The sequence below is a fragment of the Serratia sp. CoH_122_TC_1 genome, assembly GCF_058191755.1.
In genome coordinates, this window is sequence record NZ_JBXWLA010000005.1 from 133,342 (window position 1) to 158,441 (window position 25,100).

Annotated in this window: 29 protein-coding genes; 14 read left to right on the forward strand and 15 right to left on the reverse strand. The window is 54.1% G+C overall.

Annotated features, from left to right (window positions below; translation table 11 throughout):
* The first annotated feature begins 11 nt into the window (after positions 1-11).
* The 6 genes from AC2FC2_RS08195 (at position 12) to AC2FC2_RS08220 (ending at position 7,035) form a co-directional block, all read left to right on the forward strand.
* Complete coding sequence (locus AC2FC2_RS08195) at positions 12-662, forward strand: DUF4310 family protein (protein ID WP_037416299.1); 651 nt, start codon at positions 12-14, stop codon at positions 660-662.
* Between the two features lie 62 nt (positions 663-724).
* Positions 725-1,864: an amidohydrolase/deacetylase family metallohydrolase gene (locus AC2FC2_RS08200; RefSeq protein WP_490659063.1), complete on the forward strand. Its 1,140-nt coding sequence runs from the start codon at positions 725-727 to the stop codon at positions 1,862-1,864.
* The gene (locus AC2FC2_RS08205) at positions 1,848-2,966 is read left to right on the forward strand and encodes a DgaE family pyridoxal phosphate-dependent ammonia lyase (RefSeq protein WP_490659064.1); all 1,119 of its coding nucleotides are present in this window, start codon (positions 1,848-1,850) and stop codon (positions 2,964-2,966) included. Before AC2FC2_RS08200 ends, AC2FC2_RS08205 begins: the two co-directional genes overlap by 17 nt.
* Entirely contained in the window at positions 2,963-3,703 is a 741-nt protein-coding gene (gene dagF / locus AC2FC2_RS08210; protein WP_209637135.1) for a 2-dehydro-3-deoxy-phosphogluconate aldolase, read from the forward strand. Before AC2FC2_RS08205 ends, dagF begins: the two co-directional genes overlap by 4 nt.
* Before the next feature lie 148 nt (positions 3,704-3,851).
* Positions 3,852-5,066 carry a lactonase family protein gene (locus tag AC2FC2_RS08215; protein WP_404760522.1) on the forward strand — a complete coding sequence of 405 codons (1,215 nt, stop codon included), beginning with the start codon at positions 3,852-3,854 and terminating at the stop codon, positions 5,064-5,066.
* A gap of 52 nt (positions 5,067-5,118) precedes the next feature.
* Positions 5,119-7,035 (forward strand): BglG family transcription antiterminator, encoded by a 1,917-nt coding sequence (locus tag AC2FC2_RS08220; protein ID WP_265555900.1) that lies wholly within the window; start codon positions 5,119-5,121, stop codon positions 7,033-7,035.
* Positions 7,036-7,090: 55 nt separating this feature from the next.
* Here the strand turns inward: AC2FC2_RS08220 and npr are convergent, their stop codons facing one another.
* From npr to AC2FC2_RS08280, 12 genes are all read right to left on the reverse strand, one after another.
* Positions 7,091-7,363 (reverse strand): PTS phosphocarrier protein NPr, encoded by a 273-nt coding sequence (gene npr / locus AC2FC2_RS08225; protein ID WP_020831874.1) that lies wholly within the window; start codon positions 7,361-7,363, stop codon positions 7,091-7,093.
* On the reverse strand, positions 7,360-8,214 hold the full coding sequence (rapZ, locus tag AC2FC2_RS08230) for an RNase adapter RapZ (protein ID WP_012147065.1): 855 nt from the start codon (positions 8,212-8,214) through the stop codon (positions 7,360-7,362). The genes npr and rapZ overlap by 4 nt, the downstream gene beginning before the upstream one ends.
* A gap of 130 nt (positions 8,215-8,344) precedes the next feature.
* Positions 8,345-8,806 carry a PTS IIA-like nitrogen regulatory protein PtsN gene (gene ptsN, locus AC2FC2_RS08235; protein ID WP_172479792.1) on the reverse strand — a complete coding sequence of 154 codons (462 nt, stop codon included), beginning with the start codon at positions 8,804-8,806 and terminating at the stop codon, positions 8,345-8,347.
* 154 nt (positions 8,807-8,960) lie between these two features.
* The gene (gene hpf, locus AC2FC2_RS08240; protein WP_004948547.1) at positions 8,961-9,248 is read right to left on the reverse strand and encodes a ribosome hibernation promoting factor; all 288 of its coding nucleotides are present in this window, start codon (positions 9,246-9,248) and stop codon (positions 8,961-8,963) included.
* 23 nt (positions 9,249-9,271) lie between these two features.
* Complete coding sequence (rpoN, locus tag AC2FC2_RS08245; RefSeq protein ID WP_209637141.1) at positions 9,272-10,705, reverse strand: RNA polymerase factor sigma-54; 1,434 nt, start codon at positions 10,703-10,705, stop codon at positions 9,272-9,274.
* 49 nt (positions 10,706-10,754) lie between these two features.
* Positions 10,755-11,480: an LPS export ABC transporter ATP-binding protein gene (lptB, locus tag AC2FC2_RS08250; protein WP_037416315.1), complete on the reverse strand. Its 726-nt coding sequence runs from the start codon at positions 11,478-11,480 to the stop codon at positions 10,755-10,757.
* 6 nt (positions 11,481-11,486) lie between these two features.
* Complete coding sequence (gene lptA / locus AC2FC2_RS08255) at positions 11,487-12,026, reverse strand: lipopolysaccharide ABC transporter substrate-binding protein LptA (RefSeq protein WP_006317105.1); 540 nt, start codon at positions 12,024-12,026, stop codon at positions 11,487-11,489.
* Positions 11,995-12,573 (reverse strand): LPS export ABC transporter periplasmic protein LptC, encoded by a 579-nt coding sequence (gene lptC / locus AC2FC2_RS08260; RefSeq protein WP_209637143.1) that lies wholly within the window; start codon positions 12,571-12,573, stop codon positions 11,995-11,997. Before lptC ends, lptA begins: the two co-directional genes overlap by 32 nt.
* Positions 12,570-13,124, reverse strand: a complete 555-nt coding sequence (gene kdsC / locus AC2FC2_RS08265; RefSeq protein ID WP_209637145.1) for a 3-deoxy-manno-octulosonate-8-phosphatase KdsC — start codon at positions 13,122-13,124, stop codon at positions 12,570-12,572. Before kdsC ends, lptC begins: the two co-directional genes overlap by 4 nt.
* A 17-nt stretch (positions 13,125-13,141) precedes the next feature.
* Positions 13,142-14,128: an arabinose-5-phosphate isomerase KdsD gene (gene kdsD, locus AC2FC2_RS08270; RefSeq protein WP_209637147.1), complete on the reverse strand. Its 987-nt coding sequence runs from the start codon at positions 14,126-14,128 to the stop codon at positions 13,142-13,144.
* Between the two features lie 16 nt (positions 14,129-14,144).
* Positions 14,145-15,122 carry a calcium/sodium antiporter gene (locus AC2FC2_RS08275; RefSeq protein ID WP_265555901.1) on the reverse strand — a complete coding sequence of 326 codons (978 nt, stop codon included), beginning with the start codon at positions 15,120-15,122 and terminating at the stop codon, positions 14,145-14,147.
* 20 nt (positions 15,123-15,142) lie between these two features.
* Positions 15,143-15,514 carry a hypothetical protein gene (locus AC2FC2_RS08280; RefSeq protein WP_490659065.1) on the reverse strand — a complete coding sequence of 124 codons (372 nt, stop codon included), beginning with the start codon at positions 15,512-15,514 and terminating at the stop codon, positions 15,143-15,145.
* On the opposite strand from AC2FC2_RS08280, the gene mlaF reads away from it, so the two are divergent.
* The 7 genes from mlaF to murA all read left to right on the forward strand — a co-directional run bounded on the left by mlaF (position 15,513) and on the right by murA (position 20,327).
* Positions 15,513-16,328: a phospholipid ABC transporter ATP-binding protein MlaF gene (mlaF, locus tag AC2FC2_RS08285; RefSeq protein WP_037416336.1), complete on the forward strand. Its 816-nt coding sequence runs from the start codon at positions 15,513-15,515 to the stop codon at positions 16,326-16,328. The genes AC2FC2_RS08280 and mlaF overlap by 2 nt on opposite strands.
* A 4-nt stretch (positions 16,329-16,332) precedes the next feature.
* Positions 16,333-17,115, forward strand: coding sequence for a lipid asymmetry maintenance ABC transporter permease subunit MlaE (gene mlaE / locus AC2FC2_RS08290; RefSeq protein ID WP_037416339.1), 783 nt, complete (start codon positions 16,333-16,335; stop codon positions 17,113-17,115).
* A gap of 4 nt (positions 17,116-17,119) precedes the next feature.
* Positions 17,120-17,671: an outer membrane lipid asymmetry maintenance protein MlaD gene (mlaD, locus tag AC2FC2_RS08295; RefSeq protein ID WP_209637157.1), complete on the forward strand. Its 552-nt coding sequence runs from the start codon at positions 17,120-17,122 to the stop codon at positions 17,669-17,671.
* A 14-nt stretch (positions 17,672-17,685) separates the two neighbouring features.
* Positions 17,686-18,315 (forward strand): phospholipid-binding protein MlaC, encoded by a 630-nt coding sequence (gene mlaC / locus AC2FC2_RS08300; RefSeq protein WP_209637159.1) that lies wholly within the window; start codon positions 17,686-17,688, stop codon positions 18,313-18,315.
* Positions 18,315-18,617: a lipid asymmetry maintenance protein MlaB gene (mlaB, locus tag AC2FC2_RS08305; RefSeq protein WP_490307890.1), complete on the forward strand. Its 303-nt coding sequence runs from the start codon at positions 18,315-18,317 to the stop codon at positions 18,615-18,617. The genes mlaC and mlaB overlap by 1 nt, the downstream gene beginning before the upstream one ends.
* A 140-nt stretch (positions 18,618-18,757) precedes the next feature.
* Complete coding sequence (gene ibaG, locus AC2FC2_RS08310; RefSeq protein ID WP_017894138.1) at positions 18,758-19,012, forward strand: BolA family iron metabolism protein IbaG; 255 nt, start codon at positions 18,758-18,760, stop codon at positions 19,010-19,012.
* A 55-nt stretch (positions 19,013-19,067) separates the two neighbouring features.
* Positions 19,068-20,327 (forward strand): UDP-N-acetylglucosamine 1-carboxyvinyltransferase, encoded by a 1,260-nt coding sequence (murA, locus tag AC2FC2_RS08315; RefSeq protein ID WP_209637162.1) that lies wholly within the window; start codon positions 19,068-19,070, stop codon positions 20,325-20,327.
* 69 nt (positions 20,328-20,396) lie between these two features.
* On the opposite strand, the gene degS is transcribed toward murA, so the two are convergent.
* The 3 genes from degS to zapG form a co-directional block, all read right to left on the reverse strand.
* Positions 20,397-21,455, reverse strand: coding sequence for an outer membrane-stress sensor serine endopeptidase DegS (gene degS, locus AC2FC2_RS08320; protein WP_061807832.1), 1,059 nt, complete (start codon positions 21,453-21,455; stop codon positions 20,397-20,399).
* A 96-nt stretch (positions 21,456-21,551) separates the two neighbouring features.
* Positions 21,552-22,922: a serine endoprotease DegQ gene (gene degQ, locus AC2FC2_RS08325; protein ID WP_209637164.1), complete on the reverse strand. Its 1,371-nt coding sequence runs from the start codon at positions 22,920-22,922 to the stop codon at positions 21,552-21,554.
* A gap of 194 nt (positions 22,923-23,116) precedes the next feature.
* Positions 23,117-23,518: a Z-ring associated protein ZapG gene (gene zapG / locus AC2FC2_RS08330; RefSeq protein ID WP_006317094.1), complete on the reverse strand. Its 402-nt coding sequence runs from the start codon at positions 23,516-23,518 to the stop codon at positions 23,117-23,119.
* Between the two features lie 353 nt (positions 23,519-23,871).
* On the opposite strand from zapG, the gene zapE reads away from it, so the two are divergent.
* Positions 23,872-24,999, forward strand: a complete 1,128-nt coding sequence (gene zapE / locus AC2FC2_RS08335; RefSeq protein WP_490659100.1) for a cell division protein ZapE — start codon at positions 23,872-23,874, stop codon at positions 24,997-24,999.
* The last annotated feature ends 101 nt before the right edge of the window (positions 25,000-25,100 follow it).

A 25,100-nucleotide genomic window follows, 5' to 3' on the forward strand; every position in this document is an offset into this window, starting at 1 on the left:
GGAGCTGGAAAATGGAAGAACAAACCCAAAAAGGCTTCTGGTATGCCGACTGGTCATTCCCGATTTTTGTTGGCCTGCTCTCTTCCGGCGTGTTCGCCGGGACGCACATGTACTACCTGTATGGCATCGGCGCATTTAACGAAGTCGCCTTCGTTTCCATGCTGCGTGCCGGCATGGATACCGGTGTTTATGGTGCTGTAGCGGCATTCGGTGCCAGCTTCCTGTTTGCGCGCATCATCGAAGGCTCGCTGGTGGGGATCCTGGACATCGGTGGTGCGATCCAAACCGGTGTCGGGTTGGGGGTTCCGGCCCTGTTACTCGGTGCGGGGATCATCTTCCCGGTCGCCAACTTTGCTGCGTCGCTGATAACCGGTTTGGTGATTGGTTTGGCAATTGGCTACCTGATCATCCTGGCGCGTAAATTTACCATCAACCAGAGCAACTCCACCTACGGGGCAGATGTGATGATGGGGGCCGGTAACTCCTCTGGGCGTTTCCTGGGGCCATTGATCATCCTGTCTGCCATGACGGCCTCTATTCCTATTGGCATAGGTTCACTGCTAGGCGCACTGTTGTTCTATATCTGGAACAAGCCAATCACCGGCGGGGCGATCCTCGGCGCGATGTTGTTAGGGGCGATTTTCCCGGTCGCCATCGCTTGATCACACGTGTGATTGTCGGGGAGCGGCACACCGCTCCCCTGCTTGAAAAGGAGTAATGCAGTATGTATGACTTAGTCATCAGACGTGCCAGACTGGCGGATGAGCAGCTGGTCGATATAGCGGTTCAGGGCGGCAAGATTGCCGAGGTTGGACAGTTAGCCGACGACGTCCGTGGCCATCAGCAACTGGATCTGGCGGGCAACTGTCGCTTGAGCGCCGGCTGGATCGACTCTCATGTCCATTGTTACCCTTCTTCTCCGATCTACCATGACGAGCCGGATCTGGTTGGTACAGCCTGCGGCGTCACGACAGTGATCGATGCTGGTAGTACCGGTACCGATGATGTCGAGGCGTTCTATGCGCTGACGCGCAATGTTAAAACCAACGTTTTCGCCTTTCTGAATATTTCACGCATCGGCTTGTTACGGCAAAACGAACTGGCCGATTTGGCCGATATCGATAAGCAAAAAGTCAGCCAGGCGATCGGTAAGCACCCGGGTTTTATCATCGGCATAAAGGCGCGCATGAGCAGCAGCGTCGTCGGTCAAAATGGCACGCGGCCATTGGTGCTTGCCAAAGAGATCCAACAGGAAAATAACCAATTACCGTTGATGGTACATATCGGTAATAACCCGCCGGATCTGGATGAAATAGCCGATTTGTTGACGCGTGGAGACATTATCACCCACTGCTACAACGGCAAGCCGAACCGTATTCTGACGCCTGCAGGTACGCTGCGTGAGTCCATTCAGCGCGCGTTGAAACGTGGCGTGTTGCTCGACGTCGGCCACGGTACGGCCAGCTTTAGCTTTGATGTGGCGAGGCAGGCGATTGCGCTTGGCATTTTGCCGCACACCATCAGCTCCGATATCTACTGCCGCAACCGTATCGCCGGCCCGGTACATAGCCTGGCGATGGTGATGTCCAAATTCTTCAGCGTCGGGCTGTCCCTACCGCAGGTGATCGCCTGCGTTACGGAAAACGCCGCCTCGGCGCTGCATCTGGCCCACAAAGGGCGGCTGGAACCGGGCTATGACGCTGATTTCACCCTGTTTGAACTCCGCCAAGGGCCACAGGTGTTTGCCGATTCAGACGGGCAATCGGCCACGGGCCAACAATTGCTGGTTCCGCTGGCCGCGGTGGTGGCCGGGGAAATCCTATTAACCGATGAAGGGAAAGCCGCTCATGTCTTCAATTTATGAAAAATATAATTTAAAACAGGTAATTAACACTTCCGGCCGCATGACTATGCTCGGTGTGTCCACGCCGCGCCAGGATGTCGTTGACGCCGTTGACTATGGCCTGAATCACTATTTCGAAATCAAGGATCTGGTCGACAAGACCGGTGCTTACATCGCCAACCTGCTGAATGTTGACGCTGCGGTGATCGTTTCCTGCGCTTCCGCGGGCATCGCCCAGTCGGTGGCGGCGCTGATCGTCAAAGACAACACCAACCTGCTGGTGAACCTGCACTCAGCACCTATTACCGTCCCACGTGAGGTTGTACTGCCGCGCGGCCATAACGTTAACTTTGGTGCGCCGGTCGACACCATGGTGGCGCTGGGCGGCGGTAAAGTCGTGGAGGCGGGCTACGCCAATGAATGCTCTGCTGAGCAGCTTGAAGCCTGCATCACGCCGCAAACCGCGGCCATTCTCTACATCAAATCACATCACTGTGTGCAGAAAAGCATTCTTTCCGTTGAGCAGGCGGTTGTGGTGGCACGCAAACATAACCTGCCGCTTATCGTTGATGCCGCAGCGGAAGAAGATCTGCTGTGTTACTCCCAAATGGGAGCCGATCTGGTGATTTACAGCGGCGCCAAAGCCATCGAAGGCCCAACCAGCGGTCTGGTGATCGGTAAGAAACAGTACGTTGAATGGGTGAAGCTGCAATCCGGCGGCATCGGCCGAGCGATGAAGGTCGGCAAAGAGGGCATTCTCGGTCTGACTCAGGCGATAGAAAGCTACCTGACGCTGGAGAAAACTACCGGTCAGCAAATGGTCGAAAGAATGACGCCGTTTATCGATAGCCTGAACACCCTGAGCGGTATCAGTGCCAAAACCGTTTGGGACAGTGCCGGTCGCGATATCGCACGAGCGGAAATTACCTTTGATGAGGCTGTGCTCGGGCGTTCGACCTACGACATCGTACAGGCGCTGAAAACTGGCGATATCGCTATCTACTTCCGTGGTTATAAGGCAAACGAAGGCAAGATTGAAGTGGATGTGCGCAGCGTTGACCAGCAACAACTGATGACTGTCTTCACCTGTATTAAAAATCTGTTTACGGAGAAACAAGCATGAAGCTGCAACCTAACTACTATCGTGACCGTGTGTGCCTAAACGTATTGGCCGGCTCGAAAGACAATGCGCAGGACATTTATGCGGCGGCGGAAGGGCATGTACTGGTGGGCGTTCTGTCCAAGAATTATCCGGACGTTGATAGCGCGGTTGCTGACATGCAGCGTTATGCGCGATTAATCGAGAATGCGCTGTCGGTGGGGCTGGGCGCGGGCGATCCGAAACAATCGACGATGGTGAGTTTGATCTCTCAACGGGTGCAACCGCAGCACGTAAACCAGGTGTTTACCGGTGTCGGTGCCAGCCGCGCATTGTTGGGGCAACACGACAGCGTGGTGAACGGTCTGGTTTCACCGACCGGCCGCGTCGGCTGGGTGAAGATCTCCACCGGTCCACTGAGTGCGTCTGCGCCGGACGGTATTGTACCGGTGGAAACCGCGATTGCCCTGTTAAAAGACATGGGTGGCAGTTCGATCAAGTATTTCCCGATGGGCGGGCTGGCATGCAAAGAAGAATATCAGTATGTGGCCCAGGCCTGTGCTGAACATGACTTTATGCTGGAGCCGACTGGCGGTATCGATCTGGAAAACTTCGAGCCGATCGTCGAGATCGCACTGGCTGCCGGCGTGAAACGTGTGATCCCGCATATCTACAGCTCAATCATTGATGCGGCCACAGGCAACACGCGCCCGCAGGACGTTAAAACCTTGCTGGCGATGACCAAAAAACTGGTGGGTTAATCACGTACCCAAATTACGTGGAGCGGCAGCCAACAACGCTGCAGCTGCACGTAAGCAGGGCATATCGGATGACGTAAGGCAGGGAGGCGACAGGTTCTGTATCCACAGGCGCGGTCACACCGCGCCGCTATCTCTCATAAGGATAACTATGCGAAACTGGCAGTCTCCACCCCTACGCACCGCGTTAACCTTGGCGCTACTGGCGATGGCCAGCCCGGTGCTGCACGCTGAGGATGCAATGAAATCCACGTCATCTCATTTTGCTTATATTGGTACTTACAATCCCAATGGTGAAGGTGTTTATCGGGTGCAGGTTGATCCGGCCAGCGGCGCGCTGAGCGCCAGGACATTGGTCAGCAGCCAGGCGAACCCGGCACAGCTCGCCGTGGATGCCAAAGGGCAGACGCTGTATGTTGCCAGCGAAGTGGCAGACTTTAACGGCACTAAGCATGGCGGCATTATTGCTTACCGTATCAACCCAACTGACGGTAGCCTGACTCAGCTCAATCAGGTTGATTCGCAAGGGGCAGGGCCCGTTTACCTTTCTCCTACGCCAAACGGTCGCCATCTACTGGTGGCGAACTACGTCAGCGGTACCGTGGCGGTATTCCCGATTCAGAGTGATGGCAAGCTCGGCAACGCCAGCTCAGTGCAGCAACAGCAAGGGCCGGCAGGCGCCGGCAAGCCAGAAGCGGCGGTGGAAGGTAGCTTCGCCATCAGCGATCACAATGGTCCGCATGCGCATATGATCGCCAGCGATCCTGGCGGTAAATATGTGTTTTCAACCGATCTGGGGCTGGATCGTATCTATCAATGGCGCTTTGATGATGCCAGCGGTCAACTGACGCCAAACGATCCGCCGTGGATCACGGCATCTTCTGCCGGCGCAGGCCCACGTCACTTTGTGTTTCACCCGAACGGCAAAACGTTGCTGTTGGTGAACGAAGAAGCCTCGACGCTGACCAGCTACCGTTTTGATAACCAAAAAGGTACTCTGAAACAGCAGCATGTTGTGTCTTCGCTGCCCGCTGATTATAAGGGCACCAACTTTGCTGCAGGCCTGGTCCTGAGCGAGGACGGTAAACATCTTTATGTTGCTAACCGGCTGCACAACAGCATTGGGCAATTCAGCGTTGGGCCTGATGGCGAGCTGCACTCGGTGGCTGAGATCTGGACGCGCGGTGATTACCCACGGTCACTGACGCTGAGCCCGGACGGGCACTATCTGTATGCGATGAACCAGCGCAGCGATAATGTCACCCGATTCAGCGTGGATAAGGCCAGTGGCAAACTCAGCTTTGCTGAAGGCTACACGCCGGTAGGCAGCCCATCGCAAATGGTGTTTTTGCCGCTCGCGAAGTAACCCGCTGCCCGTCTGACTCCCCAGGCGGGCACCTTACATTGACGGAAAGAGAATGGTGCGATTTCCCTACCCGCGTTTAGCCTATCTGTTTGATGCTTTACAGTCTGAGACTTTGCCACAGGATGAGCTGGCGAAGCGTTTCGCCGTGTCTACCCGAACCGTACGTGCTGATATCACCGCACTGAACGATATTCTGGAAAAATACGGGGCCCACTTTGTACATAGCCGTGGTGCGGGCTACCACTTACAGGTTGATGACGCTGCGCTGTTCAGCGCCTTGCAGCATCAAGAACGCAAAAAGCACGCGACGCCGCGTAGTGCACAGGAACGCGTGCACTATCTGCTGATTCGTTTTTTGACCTCAGCTTTTTCTCTAAAGCTTGAAGATTTAGCCGATGAATGGTTTGTCAGCCGCGGTACGCTGCAAAACGACATGGCTGAGGTGAGAGAGCGCTTGGCGCACTACCAGTTAACCATCGAAACCAAACCGCGTTACGGTATGAAGCTGTTTGGCTCTGAGATGGCGATCCGTGCTTGTCTGACCGATCTTTTATTCCAACTGCATCTGGCCGACGCGGAGAACCCGCTACTCAACAATGAGATCCTGCTGCAACCACAGGTGTCTACTTTCGCCGGGCTGCTGCATCCGCTGTTGTCGCAATACGCCATTCGTTTGACCGATGAGGGCGAGCAGTACCTTATCTTCTACTGTGCGGTGGCGTTGCGGCGCATTACCGACGGCTACCCGTTACCGGACTTTGACGTTGAGGATGGCGATGACGCGGTACGCAAGGTATCTACCTGGTTGGCAGGGGAGCTGCGCAAAGCCAGCGGGAAAGACGTGTCGATGGCGGAAGAGGCTTACCTGCGGGTGAATATTGCTGCGCGGCGGGTGCAAGAGGTGCAGCCGACCGAGATCAACGCAGACGATGAAGAAGCGCTGGTGGATTACATTCTGTCCTACATCAACGCGCACTATAACTACAATCTGCAGGGTGATAAACAGCTGCGAGCCGATCTGCTCACCCATATCAAAACCATGATCACTCGGGTGAAGTACCAGATTAATATCCCCAATCCACTGTTGGCGAATATCAAGCAGCATTACCCGATGGCCTATGATGTGACGCTGGCGGCAGTGTCTAGCTGGGGGAAATACACGCCTTATACCCTGAGTGAGAACGAAATTGGGTATCTGGTACTGCACATTGGTGTTGGGCTGGAACGGCATTACAACATCGGCTATGAGCGGCACCCGCAGGTGATGTTGGTCTGTGATACCGGCAACTCGACGGTGCGGATGATCCAGGCACAGATTGCGCGTAAGTACCCACAACTGGTCATGACGAGGATCGTTTCGCTACGTGATTACGAGGTGCTCAACCATATTGACGAAGATTTTGTTATTTCCAACGCGCGGGTCAGCGAAAAGAACAAGCCTGTGGTTGTGATGTCACCGTTCCCGACTGAATATCAGCTAGAGCAGCTTGGCAAACTGGTTCTGGTGGATCGCACCAAACCTTACATGCTGGAGAAGTTCTTCGATGCCGACCACTTTATGGTGGTCAACGAATCGCTGACCCAGGCGCAATTGTTCCAGCAAGTCTGTAGTCAGCTTGAACGTGAAGGCTATGTTGGTGATGATTTTTATCCGTCGGTAGTTGAGCGCGAAGCCATTGTTTCCACGATGTTGGGTGAAGGTATCGCACTGCCACACTCACTCGGGTTACTGGCGAAAAAAACCGTGGTGGTGACGCTGCTGGCACCACAGGGCATCGTCTGGGGCGAAGGTGAGATCGCTCACGTGATCTTCCTGCTGGCAATCAGTAAAAGCGATTACGAAGAAGCGATGGCGATCTATGATCTGTTCGTCACCTTCGTGCGTGAACGATCGATGAGTCGCCTGCTGGGCAGTGACAATTTTGATAGCTTTAAGGCCGTGGCGCTGGACTGTTTGAGCCGGATCTAGCTGCAGGAATGAGGTGTTGTAAAATCGGTGCGCATCATGCAGCGCACCTTACTCTTTAATCTTCGTCAAAACCGGAATTAATCAACTCAATCACGGCGGCCAACGCTTTTACTTCATCCGGACCTGTGGCTTCCACTTCGATATGGCGCCCCTGTGCGGAGTCCAGCATCAGCAGCGCAATCACGCTGCTGGCCTCGGCTTCTGTGCCGCTGTCGTTACGCAGCATCACTTCGGCGTCAAAACTCTGCACCAGCTCGAACAGCTTCATCGCTGGGCGTGCATGCATACCAAGTTTGTTTTTGATTTCAACCGTTTGCTTGACCGTCATTGTTTGCGTTTTTCCAACGTACGATGGCGTGATTGCACGTTCTTGCCGCGCGAGCGGAAGTAGTCGGCCAATTGTTCCGCCACGTACACTGAACGGTGTTTACCGCCGGTGCAGCCAATGGCCACTGTCAGGTAGCTGCGGTTGTTGGTTTCCAGCATCGGCAGCCACTGTTCCAGATAACTGCGCGTCTGGTAGATGAAGTTGTGCACTTCAGTGTGGCGATCGAGGAATGAGGCAACGGGTTTATCCAAACCGGTCATTGGGCGCAGTTTTGGATCCCAGTGTGGGTTCGGCAGGAAGCGTACGTCGAACACGTAATCGGCATCGATCGGGATACCGTGTTTAAAGCCGAAGGATTCAAACACCATGGTTAGCTCACGCTCGCGTTTGCCCAACAGGCGGGTACGCAGCATTTCGGCCAGCTCATGCACTGACATTTCTGACGTGTCGATGATCAGGTCGGCTCTGGAACGCAGGGGTTCGAGCAGATCACTCTCTTCATCGATAGCGCTTTCCAGTGACAGGTTCTTGCTAGAGAGCGGATGCAGACGGCGTGTATCACTGTAGCGGCGAATCAGCGTATTGCGATCGGCGTCGAGGAACAGCAACTGCGGCGAGAAGCTGTCAGGCAGCTGAGTCATCGCATATTCAAACACTTCCGGCGATTCCGGCATGTTACGTACGTCGATGCTTACCGCTGCGGAGCTGTTGCGTTCCGCCAACGTATTGGCAAGCTGCGGTAGCAGTACCACGGGCAGGTTATCAACGCAGTAAAAACCCATGTCTTCCAACGCCCGCAAGGCGACGGATTTCCCTGAACCGGAACGGCCGCTGACAATCATCAGCACCATGTGGAAACTCCCCTGGCATCTCAGTGGCGTCTATCGCCACCTTTAGAAACTTTATTATTCCGGCCTGAACCGGAATCCATCATGGCTAAACAGTATCGTTATCCGGGCTGGAAGTCACGCCAGCCGGGCGTTACTCGGTGATGATTTGGTAAAGCTCTTCGTCACTTTGCGCGGCACGCAGGCGACGGCATACGGTTTTGTCGGCCAGGCGCTTGGCGACCAGGGACAGGGTATGCAAATGGGTTTTACATTGATCTGCCGGTACCAGTAAGGCGAATAGCAGATCGACCGGCTGGTTATCAATGGCATCAAAGGCGATAGGTTGGTCGAGACGGATAAACACGCCAACAGCCCGCAATGTGTCCTCTTCCAGTTTGCCATGGGGAATGGCGATACCGTTGCCGATACCGGTGCTGCCCATACGCTCGCGGGTGAGAACCGCGTCAAACACCACCTGTGGTGACAGGTTTAGCTGCTTGGCGGCCAGTTCGCTGATAATTTCCAAAGCGCGTTTCTTGCTAGTGCAATGGACGGCGCTTCTGGTGCACTCGATGTTTAAGACCGAGCTTAATTGCATTGTTTCGTTGTTCATCTCATCTTCACTTAAAACCACACCAGCAAGCAGGCTTGTGAGGTGATTTTTCGCCTGTTGGCTTATCGGCGCGGTACCCATAGACAAACAGGTAACGCGCCGATGGCCGAATCTACGTTTGAGCCGAATCCGCGGACGGAAACGGCCCAGAATGTCAGTGTTGCTTCAGTTTGTCTTTATGTTTGTTCAATTGACGTGCCAGTTTGTCGATCAGGGTATCAATTGCAGCATACATGTTCTCGTCTTCCGAGGTGGCGTGCAACTCGCCTCCATTCACGTGCACCGTTGCTTCCGCAATCTGTTGCACTTTTTCCACACTAAGAACGACATACACCTGATTTATGCGGTCAAAATACTGTTCGAGTTTAGCGAACTTGGTGTTCACGAACTCACGCAATGGTTCGGTGATTTCGATGTGGTGTCCGGTAATGTTGAGCTGCATAGTGTCTTCCTTCTCAATAGAGGTCAAACCAACTGTTTACGCTGGTTGGACGGCGGGATGGACAAAGACTCTCGGTACTTGGCGACGGTACGCCGCGCCACGATGATCCCCTGATCGGAGAGCAGGGTAGCCAGCTTGCTGTCGCTGAGCGGTTTGGCGGGGTTTTCCGCCGCGATCATTTTCTTCACGACTGCCCGGATCGCCGTAGAGGAAGCCTCGCCTCCGCTGTCGGTATTCACATGGCTTGAGAAGAAATATTTCAATTCGAAAATGCCGCGCGGACTGTGCAAAAACTTTTGCGTAGTCACGCGTGAGATTGTCGATTCATGCATCTCCACGGCCTGAGCGATGTCCGCCAGTACCATGGGTTTCATAAATTCTGCACCTTGCTCAAAGAAGGCCTGTTGCTGCTCGACAATGCAGCGTGAGACTTTCAGTAAAGTGTCGTTCCTGCTTTCCAGACTTTTGATCAGCCATTTGGCTTCCTGCAGATTACTGCGGATGTACTGTCCGTCGCTGTCGTTACGCGCGCTGTTGCCCATGGCGGCGTATTGCTGGTTGATCTTCAGCCGTGGAATGCTGTCACTGTTGAGCTCAACCGTCCAAACATCTTGCACTTTGCGTACCAGCACGTCTGGGATCACGTACTCAGACTCGCCGGTATTGATCGACTGGCCCGGACGCGGATCGAGTGACTGAATCAGCTGCATCGCTTCTTTCAGTGTATCTTCTTTTGAGCGCGTTGTTCGCATTAGGCTGCGAAAGTCGTGGTTGGCCAGCAAGTCCAGGTGTTCACTGATGATCAGGCGTGCTTCAGCCAGATAGGGCGTGTCTTCGGCATACTGGGAAAGCTGAACCAACAGGCAATCACGCAGATCGCGCGCGGCAACGCCAACCGGATCAAAACGCTGTACGCGTTTCAATACGGCTTCGACTTCGTCCATTGTCACATTTTCGTCACCGATGCTCTCCAGAATGTCTTCCAGCGGCACGGTGAGATAACCGGTGTCGTCGACAGCGTCAACGATTGAGGTGGCGATGGCGGCATCCGTATCGGAAAACGGTGTGAGATCCACCTGCCACATCAGATAGTCCTGCAGGGTCTGGGTGGTTTCACCTTGATAAACCGGGAGTTCATCATCGCTGTAATCAGTACGGGTACCGGAGGGGGTACCCGCCGTATAGATTTCATCCCAGGTAGCGTCCAACGGCAGCTCTTCCGGCATGTCTTTCTGTTCTAGCGCTTCGCGGGTGTCCAAACCTTCGGTTTCGAGGGTTTCTTTGGTTTCGATTTCTTCGTGCAGGTCAGTCTGTTCAAGCAATGGGTTGCTCTCTAACGCCAGCTGTATCTCCTGCTGGAGTTCAAGCGTGGACAACTGCAACAGGCGGATAGCCTGCTGGAGTTGGGGGGTCATAGCCAATTGTTGGCTAAACCTGAGTTGCAAACCTTGCTTCATAATCTTCTGTTTACTTCCGTTAACCGTCGCCCAATGGGCGCGCTGGTACTCAGAGGCGGAATTCTTCGCCCAGATAAACGCGTTTCACCTGCTCATCGGCCAGAATAGCATCCGGCGTGCCGTGAGCAATCAGTTTGCCCTGGCTGACAATGTAGGCGCGTTCACATACGTCCAGCGTTTCGCGCACGTTGTGGTCGGTGATCAGCACGCCCAGGCCGCTATCACGCAAGTGCTCGATAATCTTTTTAATGTCGATAACGGAGATGGGGTCGACCCCGGCGAAGGGTTCATCCAGCAGGATGAATTTCGGGTTGGCCGCCAGGGCTCGGGCGATCTCCACGCGGCGGCGTTCGCCACCGGACAAGGCCTGGCCCAGGTTGTCGCGCAGATGGGAGATATGGAACTCTTCCATCAGCTCTACCGCACGGTCTGCTCGCTGTTCGCTGCTGAGGTCATCACGGATCTCAAGAACGGCCATCAGGTTGTCATACACGCTCAGGCGGCGGAAGATTGACGCTTCTTGCGGCAGATAGCCGATACCACGACGCGCGCGCGCATGCAGTGGCAACAGGCTGATGTCTTCTTCGTCAATCACGATACGCCCGGCGTCGCGTTGAACGATACCCACCACCATGTAGAAGGTGGTGGTCTTACCGGCACCGTTCGGCCCCAGAAGGCCGACGATTTCGCCGGATTTCACGTTCAGACTGACGTCTTCAACAACTTTGCGGCCCTTGTAGGCTTTCGCCAAGTTTTCTGCGATGAGTGTAGCCATAAGTGATTAGTTACTCTTCTTTTGCCCGTTTTTGTCTTGCAACTGCGACGGTACCAGAACCGTAGTCACGCGTTTGCCTTTATCGCTAAACGCCTGCATTTGCTGCTGTTGCACCAGGTAGGTGATGCGATCGCCTTTTACGTTGCTGTCGAGCTGTTCCAGATAGGCATTCCCGGTCAGGGTCACTAACTGCGAGGCGACATCGTAACGGACCTTTTGGGCATGGCCTTTCACCGGCTTGCCACTGTCTTGCATCTGGTAAAAAGTCACTGGGTTACCAAAGGCTTCAATGTAGGTTTTGTTCTGATCGCCGCCCGGCCGAGTCACCACGACCTTGTCCGCCTTGATATCGATGGTGCCTTGCTTAATCACCACGTTATCAGTAAAGGTGCTGACGTTGCTCTGCATATCCAGAGACTGTTTCAGTGAATCAATGCTCACCGGTTGATTGGAGTCGGACTTCAGCGCCCAAGCGGGGGCGCTGGCGGCCAAAATCAAGCTGCCGATCAACAGATTACGGCGTTGTTTTTTGGTTCTGAATTTCATAGTTGGTCTTAACCTTATCAATCAGCTCAGCGGTTTTGGTCCGCAGGTTCCCACGCATTTTCATGCCGTTAGAGGTGAAGTTCGTCCCGTAGAGTGTCACTTCGTCATCCGAAGACACATCCTGGGTCACCAGGTTCACCTGAGCATTATCTGTTTTAATTTTTTCCAGCTGTGAGGTGGTGGTCAGGCTATTCACCTCGACATGGCCGTAAAGATACAGCATCCGATCTTTAGTCAGTTTGGCGCGATCGGCGCGAACTGACCAGGTAGCCACCGCGTTTTCATCAAACAGCGTCATCACTGGCTGGGTAAACCAGCTTAAATCATCGGCGGTATAATACTTCACATCTTCCGCTACCAGCTTGTAACTCAGCTTGCCGGTCGGATTGTACACTATGGTGACCGTGTGCTGGCTCTGGTAAGTCGGGTCCTGACTGTTCACCGGCCCTGGGACCGCGTCATTATTGAAATCAGCCATGTTCCAGCCAATCAGCGCCAATGCGATCACCGCCAGCAAAAGGGTGATCCAAAGTTTGGTTTTACTCATATCGACAGCCCTTTGGCGTCCTCCAGCTTGTTCTGAGCCAAAAGAATAATGTCGCACAGCTCGCGCACCGCGCCGCGGCCGCCGGCAATGCGGGTAACGTAGTGGGCGCGTGGCAGCAGCAACGGATGTGCATCTGCGACCGCAACGGCCAGGCCAACTTGCGCCATCACCGGCCAGTCGATCAGATCGTCACCAATATAGGCGACCTGATCTGCCGTAAGCGACAGTGTATCCAACAGTTCACGGAAGGCCAAAAGCTTATCGGATTGCCCCTGATAAAGGTGGGTGATACCGAGGGTATTTGCCCGGTCTTCCAGCAGCTTGGCGGAACGACCGGTGATGATCGCCACCTCGATATCTGAGGTTTTCAGGCAACGGATACCGTAACCGTCACGGACGTTGAATGCTTTTAATTCTTCGCCATTGTTGCCCATGAAAATCAGGCCGTCTGACAGCACGCCATCGACATCACAAATCAGCAGGCGGATTTTCCCGGCACGCGCCATGACATCTTGTTCTACAGGCCCGTAGCAGGTTTCAACCAGACTCATTGAGTTCTCTTCCATAATTAAACGACACCGGCGCGCAGCATGTCATGCATATGTACCACACCCAGCAATTGGTCGCCATCGGCAACCAGCACCGCGGTGATATGACGTTGTTGCATCAGATTTAACGCGTCGACGGCCAACAGGTTTGGGCGTACGCGGATGCCGCCCAGCGTCATGACATCGACAATCCTGGCGTCGTTGAGGTTAATGCCCATATCAAATATCCGGCGCAGGTCACCGTCGGTAAAGATACCGGCGATCTTCATCAGATCGTCACAGATGACCGTCATGCCCAGATTTTTACGGGTGATTTCCAGCAGCGCGTCGCGCAAAGAGGCGTCGGCACTGACATGGGGAATTTCGTCGCCGCTGTGCATAATGTCGCATACACGCAGCAACAGTCGGCGGCCCAGAGCACCGCCTGGGTGCGAAAGGGCAAAATCTTCCGGTGTGAAACCACGGGCTTTCAGCAGTGCGACGGCCAAGGCGTCACCCATCACCAGCGTCGCCGTGGTGCTGGTGGTAGGAGCCAGACCCAACGGGCAGGCTTCCTGTGGCACCTTGATGCACAGGTGAATATCGGCCGCTTTGCCCATCGAGCTGTCTGGGTTGTTGGTCATGCAGATCAATGGGATTTGCTGGCGCTTCAACACCGGGATCAACGCCTGGATTTCGTTAGACTCCCCCGAGTTTGATATGGCGAGCACGATATCTTGCGTAGTAACCATTCCAAGGTCGCCGTGGCTGGCTTCGGCGGGATGAACAAAGAACGCAGGTGTGCCTGTGCTGGCAAAGGTTGCAGCAATTTTGCAGCCGATATGCCCGGATTTACCCATGCCCATCACGACCACTTTGCCACTGCAACCGGCAATCAGCTCGCAGGCGCGGGTGAAGTCTGCATTGATGTATTGACTGAGCTGAGCCAGCCCGTCACGTTCAATCTGCAGCACTTCTTTGCCTGCCTGCTGGAAATCAAAGCCCGGTTGCAACTGAATGTTTGACATACTCATTCCCGTCGGTTTAGCCGAAAGTACTGAAAGGGTTAAAGAACAGCACCGCAAGATACGCAATAAAACCACATAATAACAGAGCGCCCGCCAGATGGCCGATGCGATGTTTCCGCCCAATACACAGGGCACTCAGCACAATGCTGACTGCCAGCATCACCCAGTAATCGCGATGGAAGGCGGCAGCGTCGACGCTGCCCGGGGACAGCAGGGCGGGAACCCCCAGCACGATTACGGTATTGAAAATATTGGAGCCGATGATATTACCAATCGCCATATCATCCTCACCCTTTAGTGCCCCGGCAATGGAGGTGGCCAGTTCAGGCAGGCTGGTTCCAATAGCAATAATGGTCAAACCGACAACCAGTTCACTCATACCGAAATAGTGCGCAATCACCGTGGCGTTATCGACCACCATTCTGGAAGACAGTGGCAGAATGATAAACGCCAACACCAGCCACAGCACCGCGACGGTATTGCTGCTGTCCTGTGGCAGTTCGGCCATTTGCTCTACGGTCAGGCTGTCATTGCCTTCACGCTGCGCCAGTCGGGCAATTTTTAACATCAATAGAATAAAGACCGCGGCGGCGGCCAACAGCACCACGCCATCCAACCGGCTCAAGGTGCCATCCATCAACACGAAACCGCACAGTACTGTGACCGCCAACATCAGCGGCAGTTCGCGCCGCAACACTTCGGAACGTGCCGCCAGAGGGTGTATCAGCGCGGCGACCCCCAGTATCAGCAAAATATTTGTAATATTGGAACCTAATACGTTCCCAACGGCCATATCTATTTGCCCGTTCAGCGCTGCTGTCGTTGATACGAACAGCTCCGGTAAGGACGTGCCGATACCTACGATGGTCATGCCGATGATCAGCGGCGGCACGCCAAGTGAACGAGAAATTACTGCAGCACCGTAAACTAAGCGGTCTGCGCCATACACCAGTAAAAATAAACCAACGATTAATAACGCTATCGCGAGAAACATGCAGGGTCCTTTGTTGGGTATTATCCCGGTTCGTTGGTTAAAAGCCGTAATTCGGCTATCTTGCTTTGCCCTCCGTTGTGCACGCTAAAGCCGCAGCAACGGGTTTTCCCGGCTAATATATGAACACTTTCGTTTTTTTTCGTTATGGTGCCAATTTTGACCGGGTGGCGCGTAAAAGTAAAATTAGGCTGTGCTTCTCCTTGTGCGTGAGCAGCGCTGGTGGCAATTTGAGTGCGCAGCAAGGCGCGAGACGTGAGATTGGTGAGTCGAGTCAGCGCACCATTGGTAACGCAATGCCGGTAAGTTTTTGTAAAGATAAGACGCATTGCGCCCGTTGCTTTAACATCACGGGTAGATTTAGCAAAAATGAGCCGTAAAGGATCAATTAACATGCACCAGAAGGCAGAGAACCTGGTCGAAGTTCGTGACATGAGTTTCTCGCGTGGCGATCGACTGATATTCGAAGATATCAACCTGACGGTTCCCCGTGGCAAGGTGACGGCGATCATGGGGCCGTCCGGCATTGGCAAAACGACGCTTTTGCGTCTGATCGGCGGTCAGTTGACGCCGGACTGTGGCGAGATTTGGTTCGATGGCGACAACATTCCTGCGTTGTCCCGCCATCAACTGTATGATGCGCGCAAGAAAATGAGCATGTTGTTCCAGTCAGGGGCGCTGTTCACCGATTTGACGGTGTTTGAGAACGTGGCTTACCCGCTACGCGAACATAGCCGTTTACCGGAACCTCTCCTGCGCAGCACGGTGATGATGAAGCTGGAAGCGGTTGGGTTGCGTGGTGCAGCTGACCTGATGCCCAATGAGTTGTCTGGCGGTATGGCACGGCGTGCCGCACTGGCGAGGGCTATCGCGCTCGATCCGGAAATGATCATGTTCGATGAGCCTTTTGTCGGCCAGGACCCGATCACCATGGGTGTATTGGTCAAGCTGATCGATGAGCTGAATCACGCGTTGGGTATCACCTGCATCGTGGTTTCGCACGATGTGCCAGAAGTCCTGAGCATCGCCGACTACGCGTACATTGTTGCCGATCATCGGGTGATAGCCGAAGGCACGGCGCAAGAATTACAGAACAATCCTGATGCGCGCGTGCGCCAGTTCCTGGATGGTATTGCCGATGGGCCAGTACCCTTCCGTTATCCGGCCGGCGACTATCAGGCCGAGCTGTTAGGTTTAGGGAGTAAATAAGCTGATGTTATTACAGGCGTTAGCGTCGTTAGGACGCCGTGGCATCAACACCAGCGCCAGCTTTGGGCGTGCAGGGTTGATGCTGTGGGGCGCGCTGGTCGGGCGGCCTGAGCCGCGCAAACAGTGGCCGCTGTTGCTCAAGCAGATGCACAGCGTTGGCGTACAGTCACTGTTGATCATCATGGTTTCCGGGTTGTTTATCGGCATGGTGCTGGGGCTGCAGGGCTATATTGTGCTCACCACCTACAGCGCCGAGGCCAGTCTGGGCATGATGGTGGCGCTGTCATTGTTGCGCGAGTTGGGGCCCGTGGTGACCGCACTGCTGTTTGCCGGCCGCGCCGGTTCTGCGTTGACGGCCGAAATTGGCCTGATGAAGGCAACCGAACAAATCTCCAGCCTGGAAATGATGGCGGTTGATCCGTTACGGCGTATTGTTGCACCACGCTTTTGGGCTGGATTGATCAGCATGCCGCTATTGACGCTTATCTTTGTCGCGATTGGCATCTGGGGCGGTTCGGTAGTTGGCGTAGACTGGAAAGGCATTGACAGTGGCTTTTTCTGGTCAGCAATGCAGGGCGCCGTGGAGTGGAAAAAAGACTTACTCAACTGCCTGATAAAGAGCGTGGTATTTGCCATCACCGTGACCTGGATTGCCATTTTCAACGGGTATGATGCGGTACCGACCTCTGAAGGGATTAGCCGGGCAACGACCCGTACCGTGGTACATTCGTCACTGGCGGTGTTGGGATTGGATTTCGTGCTGACAGCACTGATGTTTGGGAATTGATTCGATGCAAACGAAGAAGAGTGAAATCTGGGTTGGGGCATTTATGCTGATTGCGCTGTGCGCCATCGTATTCTTGTGCCTGCAAGTGGCGAACATTAAGTCGATCGGTAACGAGCCGACATACCGTATTTACGCGACCTTCGATAACATCGGCGGTTTGAAAGCACGTTCGCCGGTGAAAATCGGTGGTGTGGTTATCGGGCGTGTGGCTGATATCTCCCTTGATCCAAAAACATATACACCGCGTGTCGCCCTGGATATCCAGGATAAATTTGACCAGATCCCGGATACCAGTTCATTGGCGATCCGTACTTCCGGCCTGCTGGGAGAACAATATCTGGCGCTGAACGTCGGTTTTGAAGATCCGGATATGGGGACTGCCATTTTGAAAGACGGCGGCACTATTCAGGACACCAAATCAGCCATGGTTCTGGAAGATTTGATCGGCCAGTTCTTGTATAAGAGCGGCGGTCAGGATAACGCAGATAAAGCGGGAGACGCGGCTTCTGCACCGGCTGCCGGTGCTGCGCCGCAATCTGCTGCCCACATTCATTAAGAGAGGAAGCCTGCATGTTTAAACGTTTACTTATGGTTGCGCTGCTGGTGGTTGCGCCGCTGGCGAATGCGGTCGATCAAACCAATCCTTACAGCCTGATGCAAGATGCGGCTCAAAAGACCTTCAACCGTCTGAAAACAGAGCAGCCAAAAATCAAGCAAGACCCTAACTACCTGCGTAGCGTCGTGCACCAGGAGTTGATGCCGTTTGTACAGGTCAAATACGCTGGGGCACTGGTGTTGGGACGTTATTACAAAGAAGCGACACCGGCACAGCGTGAAGCCTACTTCACCGCATTCCAGGCTTATCTGGAACAAGCTTACGGCCAGGCGCTGGCAATGTACCACGGCCAGACATATCAGATTGAACCTGAACAGCCGCTCGGCACTGCCGATATCGTGGCCATCCGCGTAACCATCATTGATCAAGGTGGTCGTCCGCCGGTGCGTCTGGATTTCCAGTGGCGTAAAAACAGCAAAACCGGTTATTGGCAGGCGTATGACATGATTGCCGAAGGCGTCAGCATGATCACCACTAAACAGAACGAGTGGGCATCTACGTTGCGTACCCAAGGTATTGATGGCCTGACGAAACAGCTGCAGGCAGCGGCGCAGCGTCCAATCACGCTGGATCAGAAAAACTGATGTCCGCAGCACTCAGCTTTGAATCGCAACAACAGACCCTGATCCTGCGCGGTGAACTGGATCGGGAAACGCTGTTGCCGCTGTGGGAACAGCGGGAAACGTTGATGGCGGATAAAACCGTCCTCGACGTTACGCAACTGCAGCGCGTGGACTCTTCCGGGTTGGCACTGCTGGTGCATCTGCGCGAACAGCAGCGTCAGCGTGGTGTGGAATTAAAAATTTCTGGTGCCAGCGATCGTTTGAAAACGCTGATCGCGCTGTACAACCTGCAAGCAATAATGCCTGTCGATACCGCTGGTTAGCCCTATTTTAGGCTGTCTAAAGACGGTTATCTTTCAAAAAGCCCCTGTCATGCAGGGGCTTTTTCTTTAGTTTAAGAAAACGTCGTATTCCACTAAGATGTCAGGCTGATTATGATCCTTTTGATGCAGAACTGGATACTATGGAAAATAACGAGATAAAAGACGTGTTGATGCGAGCATTGGCACTGGATGAAGCACATGTTACCGGCGACGGCAGCCATTTTCAGGTGATCGTGGTCGGCGAGTTATTTGCTGCTATGAGCCGCGTTAAGAAACAGCAGGCGGTCTATGCGCCTCTGATGGAATACATTGCGGACAACCGTATTCATGCTTTGTCGATCAAGGCATACACCCCTGAAGAGTGGCAGCGAGACCGCAAACTCAACGGATTTTAAGGCTGTTTGCCCAGCAGGGCGGGCAGCGTCAGTTTAGATAATAGAGAGTAGTCAAATGGATAAATTTCGTGTGCAGGGCCGGACCCGCCTCAGCGGTGAAGTTGCTATTTCCGGGGCTAAAAACGCCGCCCTGCCGATCTTGTTCGCCGCACTGTTAGCGGAAGAACCGGTCGAGCTGCAGAATGTCCCGAAGCTGAAGGACATCGATACCACCATTAAGCTACTCAGCCAGTTAGGCACCAAGATTGAGCGCAACGGTTCCGTGTTTGTTGACGCCAGCGGCGTGGACGAATTTTGTGCGCCGTACGATTTGGTGAAAACCATGCGCGCTTCCATTTGGGCGCTGGGGCCATTGGTTGCTCGTTTTGGTCGTGGTCAGGTTTCACTGCCGGGTGGTTGTGCGATCGGTGCACGTCCGGTTGACCTGCATATCACCGGCCTGGAACAGCTAGGTGCAGAGATCAAACTGGAAGAAGGCTATGTTAAAGCTTCCGTCGATGGCCGTCTGAAGGGCGCACACATCGTGATGGACAAGGTGAGCGTCGGCGCTACCGTGACCATCATGAGTGCAGCCACTCTGGCGACGGGCACCACCGTGATTGAAAACGCCGCACGTGAGCCGGAAATTGTTGATACTGCCAACTTCCTCAACACGCTGGGTGCGAAAATTACCGGCGCGGGCAGTGACCGCATCACCATCGAAGGTGTTGAGCGCCTGGGTGGCGGTGTTTATCGCGTTCTGCCTGACCGTATTGAGACCGGTACCTTCCTGATTGCCGCGGCAGTTTCTGGCGGTAAAGTGCTGTGCCGCGACACCCGTCCAGATACATTGGATGCCGTGTTAGCCAAACTGCGTGAAGCCGGTGCAGATATTGAAGTGGGTGAAGACTGGATCAGCCTGGACATGCATGGCAAACGTCCGAAAGCGGTCACCGTGCGTACCGCGCCGCATCCGGGCTTTCCGACCGACATGCAGGCCCAGTTCAGCTTGCTGAACCTGGTCGCGGAAGGAACCGGTGTGATCACCGAAACCATCTTTGAAAACCGTTTCATGCACGTGCCTGAATTGATCCGTATGGGTGCACACGCAGAAATCGAGAGCAACACGGTGATTTGTCATGGCGTTGAGCAACTGTCAGGCGCTCAAGTGATGGCAACCGATCTGCGTGCTTCTGCTAGCCTGGTGTTGGCCGGTTGCATCGCCGACGGCGTGACCGTTGTCGATCGTATCTATCACATTGACCGTGGTTATGAGCGTATTGAAGACAAGCTGCGTGCGCTGGGTGCCAATATCGAGCGTGTGAAAGGCGAGTAATTCGTTAAACGCCGGGGCGTTGCCTCCGGCGGAAATGCAGTATGGGGGCTCGGCATTGCCGGGCCCTTTTTAATTGCTGTCTTCCGGGAACTCACCGACCGTCATCTTCAGCGTGATACGTTTTCCTTCTCGCAGCACGACTACCGGAATCTCAGTCCCTGGGCGGATTTCTGCCACTTGGTCCATGGTTTCCAGCACCGAGATTGCTGGCTTGTTATCCACATTGATAATGACGTCGTTGATATGGAAACCCGCATTGCCTGCGGGGCCGTTCGGCGTAATTTCTGTCACGATAATGCCCTGCAGGCGATCAATGCCAGAATTGGACGAACGCAGGGGAATAATCTCTTTACCCTGAATACCAAAATAGCCACGGATGACGCGACCGTCGCGGATCAGTTTATCCATGATTTTGGTCGCCAGTTCGATAGGAATAGCGAACCCTAAACCTTCCGGGGTTTCACCGTCGGTGATTTTGTCGTAGGTCAGCGTGTTTATACCGATGAGTTCACCCAGTGAGTTGACTAGTGCCCCCCCTGAGTTGCCACGGTTAATCGAAGCATCCGTCTGCAAAAAGGTCTGGCGGCCGGTTGTGCTCATACTGATACGCCCGGTGGCGCTAAGGATCCCCTGGGTAACGGTCTGACCGAGATTATAAGGGTTGCCGATCGCCAAGACGACGTCACCGACGTGTGCCGTGCGGGCGTTATTAAATGGGATTACCGGGAGATTGCCTGGGTCTATTTTCAGTACCGCCAGATCGGTCAGACTGTCAGAGCCGACCAGCAGGGCTTCATAGCGGCGGCCATCCTGGAGTACTACCGTAATTTGCTGTGCATCTTTAATCACGTGGCGATTCGTCAGGATATAACCGCGATCGTTCATGATCACGCCAGAACCTAGCGACAGCACGTTGGCGGCGCCACTCATATTACGGTTATAGATATTCACTACGGCAGGCGCGGCACGGCGTACCGCCTTGTTGTAGCTAACCGGCGTTTCATCACGGGTATTGTCATGTTTTTCTGCGAACAGAGTATTGGAAGAACGTAGCGCAGGCAGAGCAACCAGCAACAAACCGGCAACGATTAGACCAATAACGACGGAGCGCAAGAGCTTAGCAAACATGGAGTTTTAGTACGTGAGATGAAAGATACACGGAGGATAACATGAGAATACCGGGCGCAGTATGTCACTGAGCCCGGTTTTTAAACAAATTACTGATTAACGCAGCAGCAAATAAAGGGTTTCACCGCCACGTACGATGTTCAGCGCCATCACCGGCGGTTTGGCTTCGAGGACCTTACGCAGCGCCGTGATGTTCTCAATGCGCTGGCGGTTGACGCCAATGATCACATCGTCTTTTTGTAGACCAATCTGCGCGGCCGCAGAGCCTTTATCTACCCGGTCGATCTTCACGCCCTTATCGCCGCCAGGAAGGGCACTGTTGCTGAGTGAAACACCCTGCAAGGCCGGTGACAGCGTTTCGGCATTGGTGGAAGCACTTTCGCTGTTATCCAGCGTAACGGAAACTTCCTGCGGCTTGCCGTCACGCAGCAATCCAACCTTGATGGTTTTACCCGGTGCGGTAGTCCCTACTTTGGCACGCAGCTCGGCGAAGCTGCTGACCGGTTTGCCGTCAACAGAAACCAGAATGTCGCCGGCTTTGATCCCCGCTTTGGCGGCGGCTGATTTCGGGAGCACTTCACTGACGAAGGCACCGCGTTGGGCATCGGTATTAAATGCTTTGGCCATATCGGCCGTCATTTCACTGCCTTTAATGCCCAGCAAGCCGCGTTTCACTTCACCAAACTCGATCAACTGCTGGCTGAGGTTTTGCGCCATGTTGCTCGGAATGGCGAAGCCGATGCCGACGTTACCGCCGCTGGGTGCCAAAATGGCGGTATTGATACCGATCAGCTCGCCATTGAGGTTAACCAATGCGCCGCCTGAGTTACCACGGTTGATGGAGGCATCGGTCTGGATGAAGTTCTCCAGCCCTTCCAGGTTCAGGCCGCTACGACCCAACGCAGAAATAATACCGGAAGTGGCGGTTTGGCCGAGGCCGAATGGGTTACCGACGGCCACAGCGAAATCGCCGACCCGCAGTTGATCTGAGTCCGCTATTTTAATCGCAGTCAGGTTTTTCACGTCGCTCAGTTGCAGTAAGGCGATATCGGACTGTTCGTCACGACCAACCAGCTTGGCGTCCACTTCACGGCCATCATTCAACTGCACGCTGATTTTGTCGGCGTTGTTGATCACGTGGTTGTTGGTCAGCACATAGCCCTTGGCGGCATCGATAATGACGCCAGACCCTAGCCCTTCAAATGGACGTGAGCTTTGTTGCTGTCCAGGACCGCCTGGGCCGAAGAAGCGTTTAAACTCCTCCGGTACTTGTTGGCGCTGCACCTGAGTCCCTTCAACATGCACGCTGACTACTGCAGGCAAAACTTTTTCCAGCATCGGCGCCAGGCTTGGCAGCGGCTGCCCCTGAACGGCGACGGGCATCGCCGCGGTGGCTGCCGGTACGGAGGTCAGTGTGAGGCCAATGCTCATTGCCAATGCACTAAGAATTAACGACTTTTTCTTCATTGATAATAACTCTCTCAATACCTGCCGGTGAAATAGTGATGATAAAGCCGCAGCAATACCATAGTGAAGGGTAAGACCGTGAATTTGCGTGAAAAGTTCACTCTGTCGCCAGCGTTAAGGATAGTTCAGAGTGGGATAAGCAGTAGGAGAAGGGTAAAAACCCGTGGGGTTGGCCCACGGGTCAAGAAAAGCGTTTAGTCGCGACGTGGACGTTCGCCACGCAACAGGCCAGATGCGCCTTCAGAGTAGTCACGCGGCATTTCTACCGGCGCCTGATCGTTGTCCGCTTCGGCTTCGGTCAGGCGATAGCGGAACGGGTTTTCCTGCATCGGCAGGTCTGGCAGCAGGTTGTTAGAGCTTTTCGCCATATGTTGGTACAGCTGACGATAGTCACGTGCCATATTGTCCAGCAGCTCAGCGCTGCGGGCAAAATGGCCGACCAGCTCCTGACGATATTCTTCCAGCTCGGTTTTGCTTTTGTCCAACTCGTTCTGCAAAACTTGTTGTTGGCGTAATTTACGGTTACCAAAACGCATCGCTACCGCACCAATGGCGATACCGACCACCAAACCAATCAGCGCATACTCCCAGGTCATGATGACTCCTATTTTGACTTCGTTGTTCCGCAGGGATTTTTCACTTAATAATATCCACTATAACCGTTAACCTTGTCCGAGTGGAATCCTGATGAGCTTTTACCTAATGTTTACAGGGTTTTTCAGCATTGCCCGGAGTAGGTATTTGTGGCGATAATGGTGCGAAGCAGCATCAACTTGCCGCCAAAATTGGCTAAATAATTTATTATGCCCAATAGGTTTCAAGCTACGACAAGGCAGCAACCGTGCGGATTTCCAACGTTTAGCTTTCTAAGCTGTTGAGATAAGAAAGAAGGTAACGCTGCGGCAGCTTGAAGATGAAGGGGATAGCGTTCTTAGGGAACATCGAACAGATGCAGGCACAATCACCGCTATCTCGCTACCAGCAGGCGCTGGACGCGGGGGAATACCAGGCCGATACGGTTCAACGTCAGGCCGTGACTCAACTGGATCACATCTATCAGGCACTGCAGCAGACACCCACTGTCAGTGCGCCAACCGGTGGGTTGCGAGGCAAGCTCAGTCGTTTGCTGGGCAAGAGTAACGAAGTGGCAAAGCGGCGTCCGGCGCAGGGTTTATATATGTGGGGCGGTGTTGGGCGCGGCAAAACCTGGTTGATGGATATGTTTTTCCACAGCCTGCCGGGGGATCGCAAGCTGCGGTTGCATTTCCATCGCTTTATGCTGCGCGTGCACGAAGAGCTGACGGAGCTGCAAGGGCAGGAAAATCCGCTTGAAATCATTGCCGATGGTTTCAAGGCGCAGACCGATGTGCTGTGTTTCGACGAATTCTTTGTCTCCGACATCACGGATGCCATGCTGCTGGCAACGCTGTTGCAGGCGTTGTTTGCCCGTGGTATCACGCTGGTGGCCACCTCCAATATTCCGCCGAACGATCTGTATCGCAATGGCTTGCAGCGTGCACGCTTCCTGCCGGCGATAGATCTGATTAATGAATATTGTGATGTTATGAACGTCGATGCGGGTATTGACTACCGCCTGCGCACGTTGACACAGGCGCATCTTTACCTGACGCCGCTTGATGAGCAGACTCGGCAGACCATGGACCGGATGTTTGTGAAGTTAGCGGGCAAAGACGGTGAGTTTGCACCGGTCTTGCAGATCAATCACCGGCCGTTGCAAGCGATCCGTGCGGTAGATGGCGTGCTGGCGGTGGATTTCCACACCCTGTGTGAGGATGCGCGCAGCCAGTTAGACTACATTGCATTATCGCGCCTGTATCACAGCGTCATCCTGTATAATGTGCGGGTGATGGGGCCGCTGAAGGAAAATACCGCGCGTCGTTTTCTGGCATTGGTGGACGAATTTTACGAACGGCACGTTAAGCTGGTTATTTCGGCCGAAACCTCGATGTTTGAAATCTACCAGGGCGAGCGGCTGAAGTTTGAATACCAGCGTTGCTTGTCGCGCCTGCAAGAGATGCAGAGTGAGGAGTATTTGAAACTGCCGCATCTGCCATAAGGTTCGCGGGGATTCAGTCATGGGAGTCCCCGCTTTTCCTCTGCTAGCGATAAATTGTATTTCCATTCAAAAAGCGTTCGATCTTTGTGAGCGACTTCTCT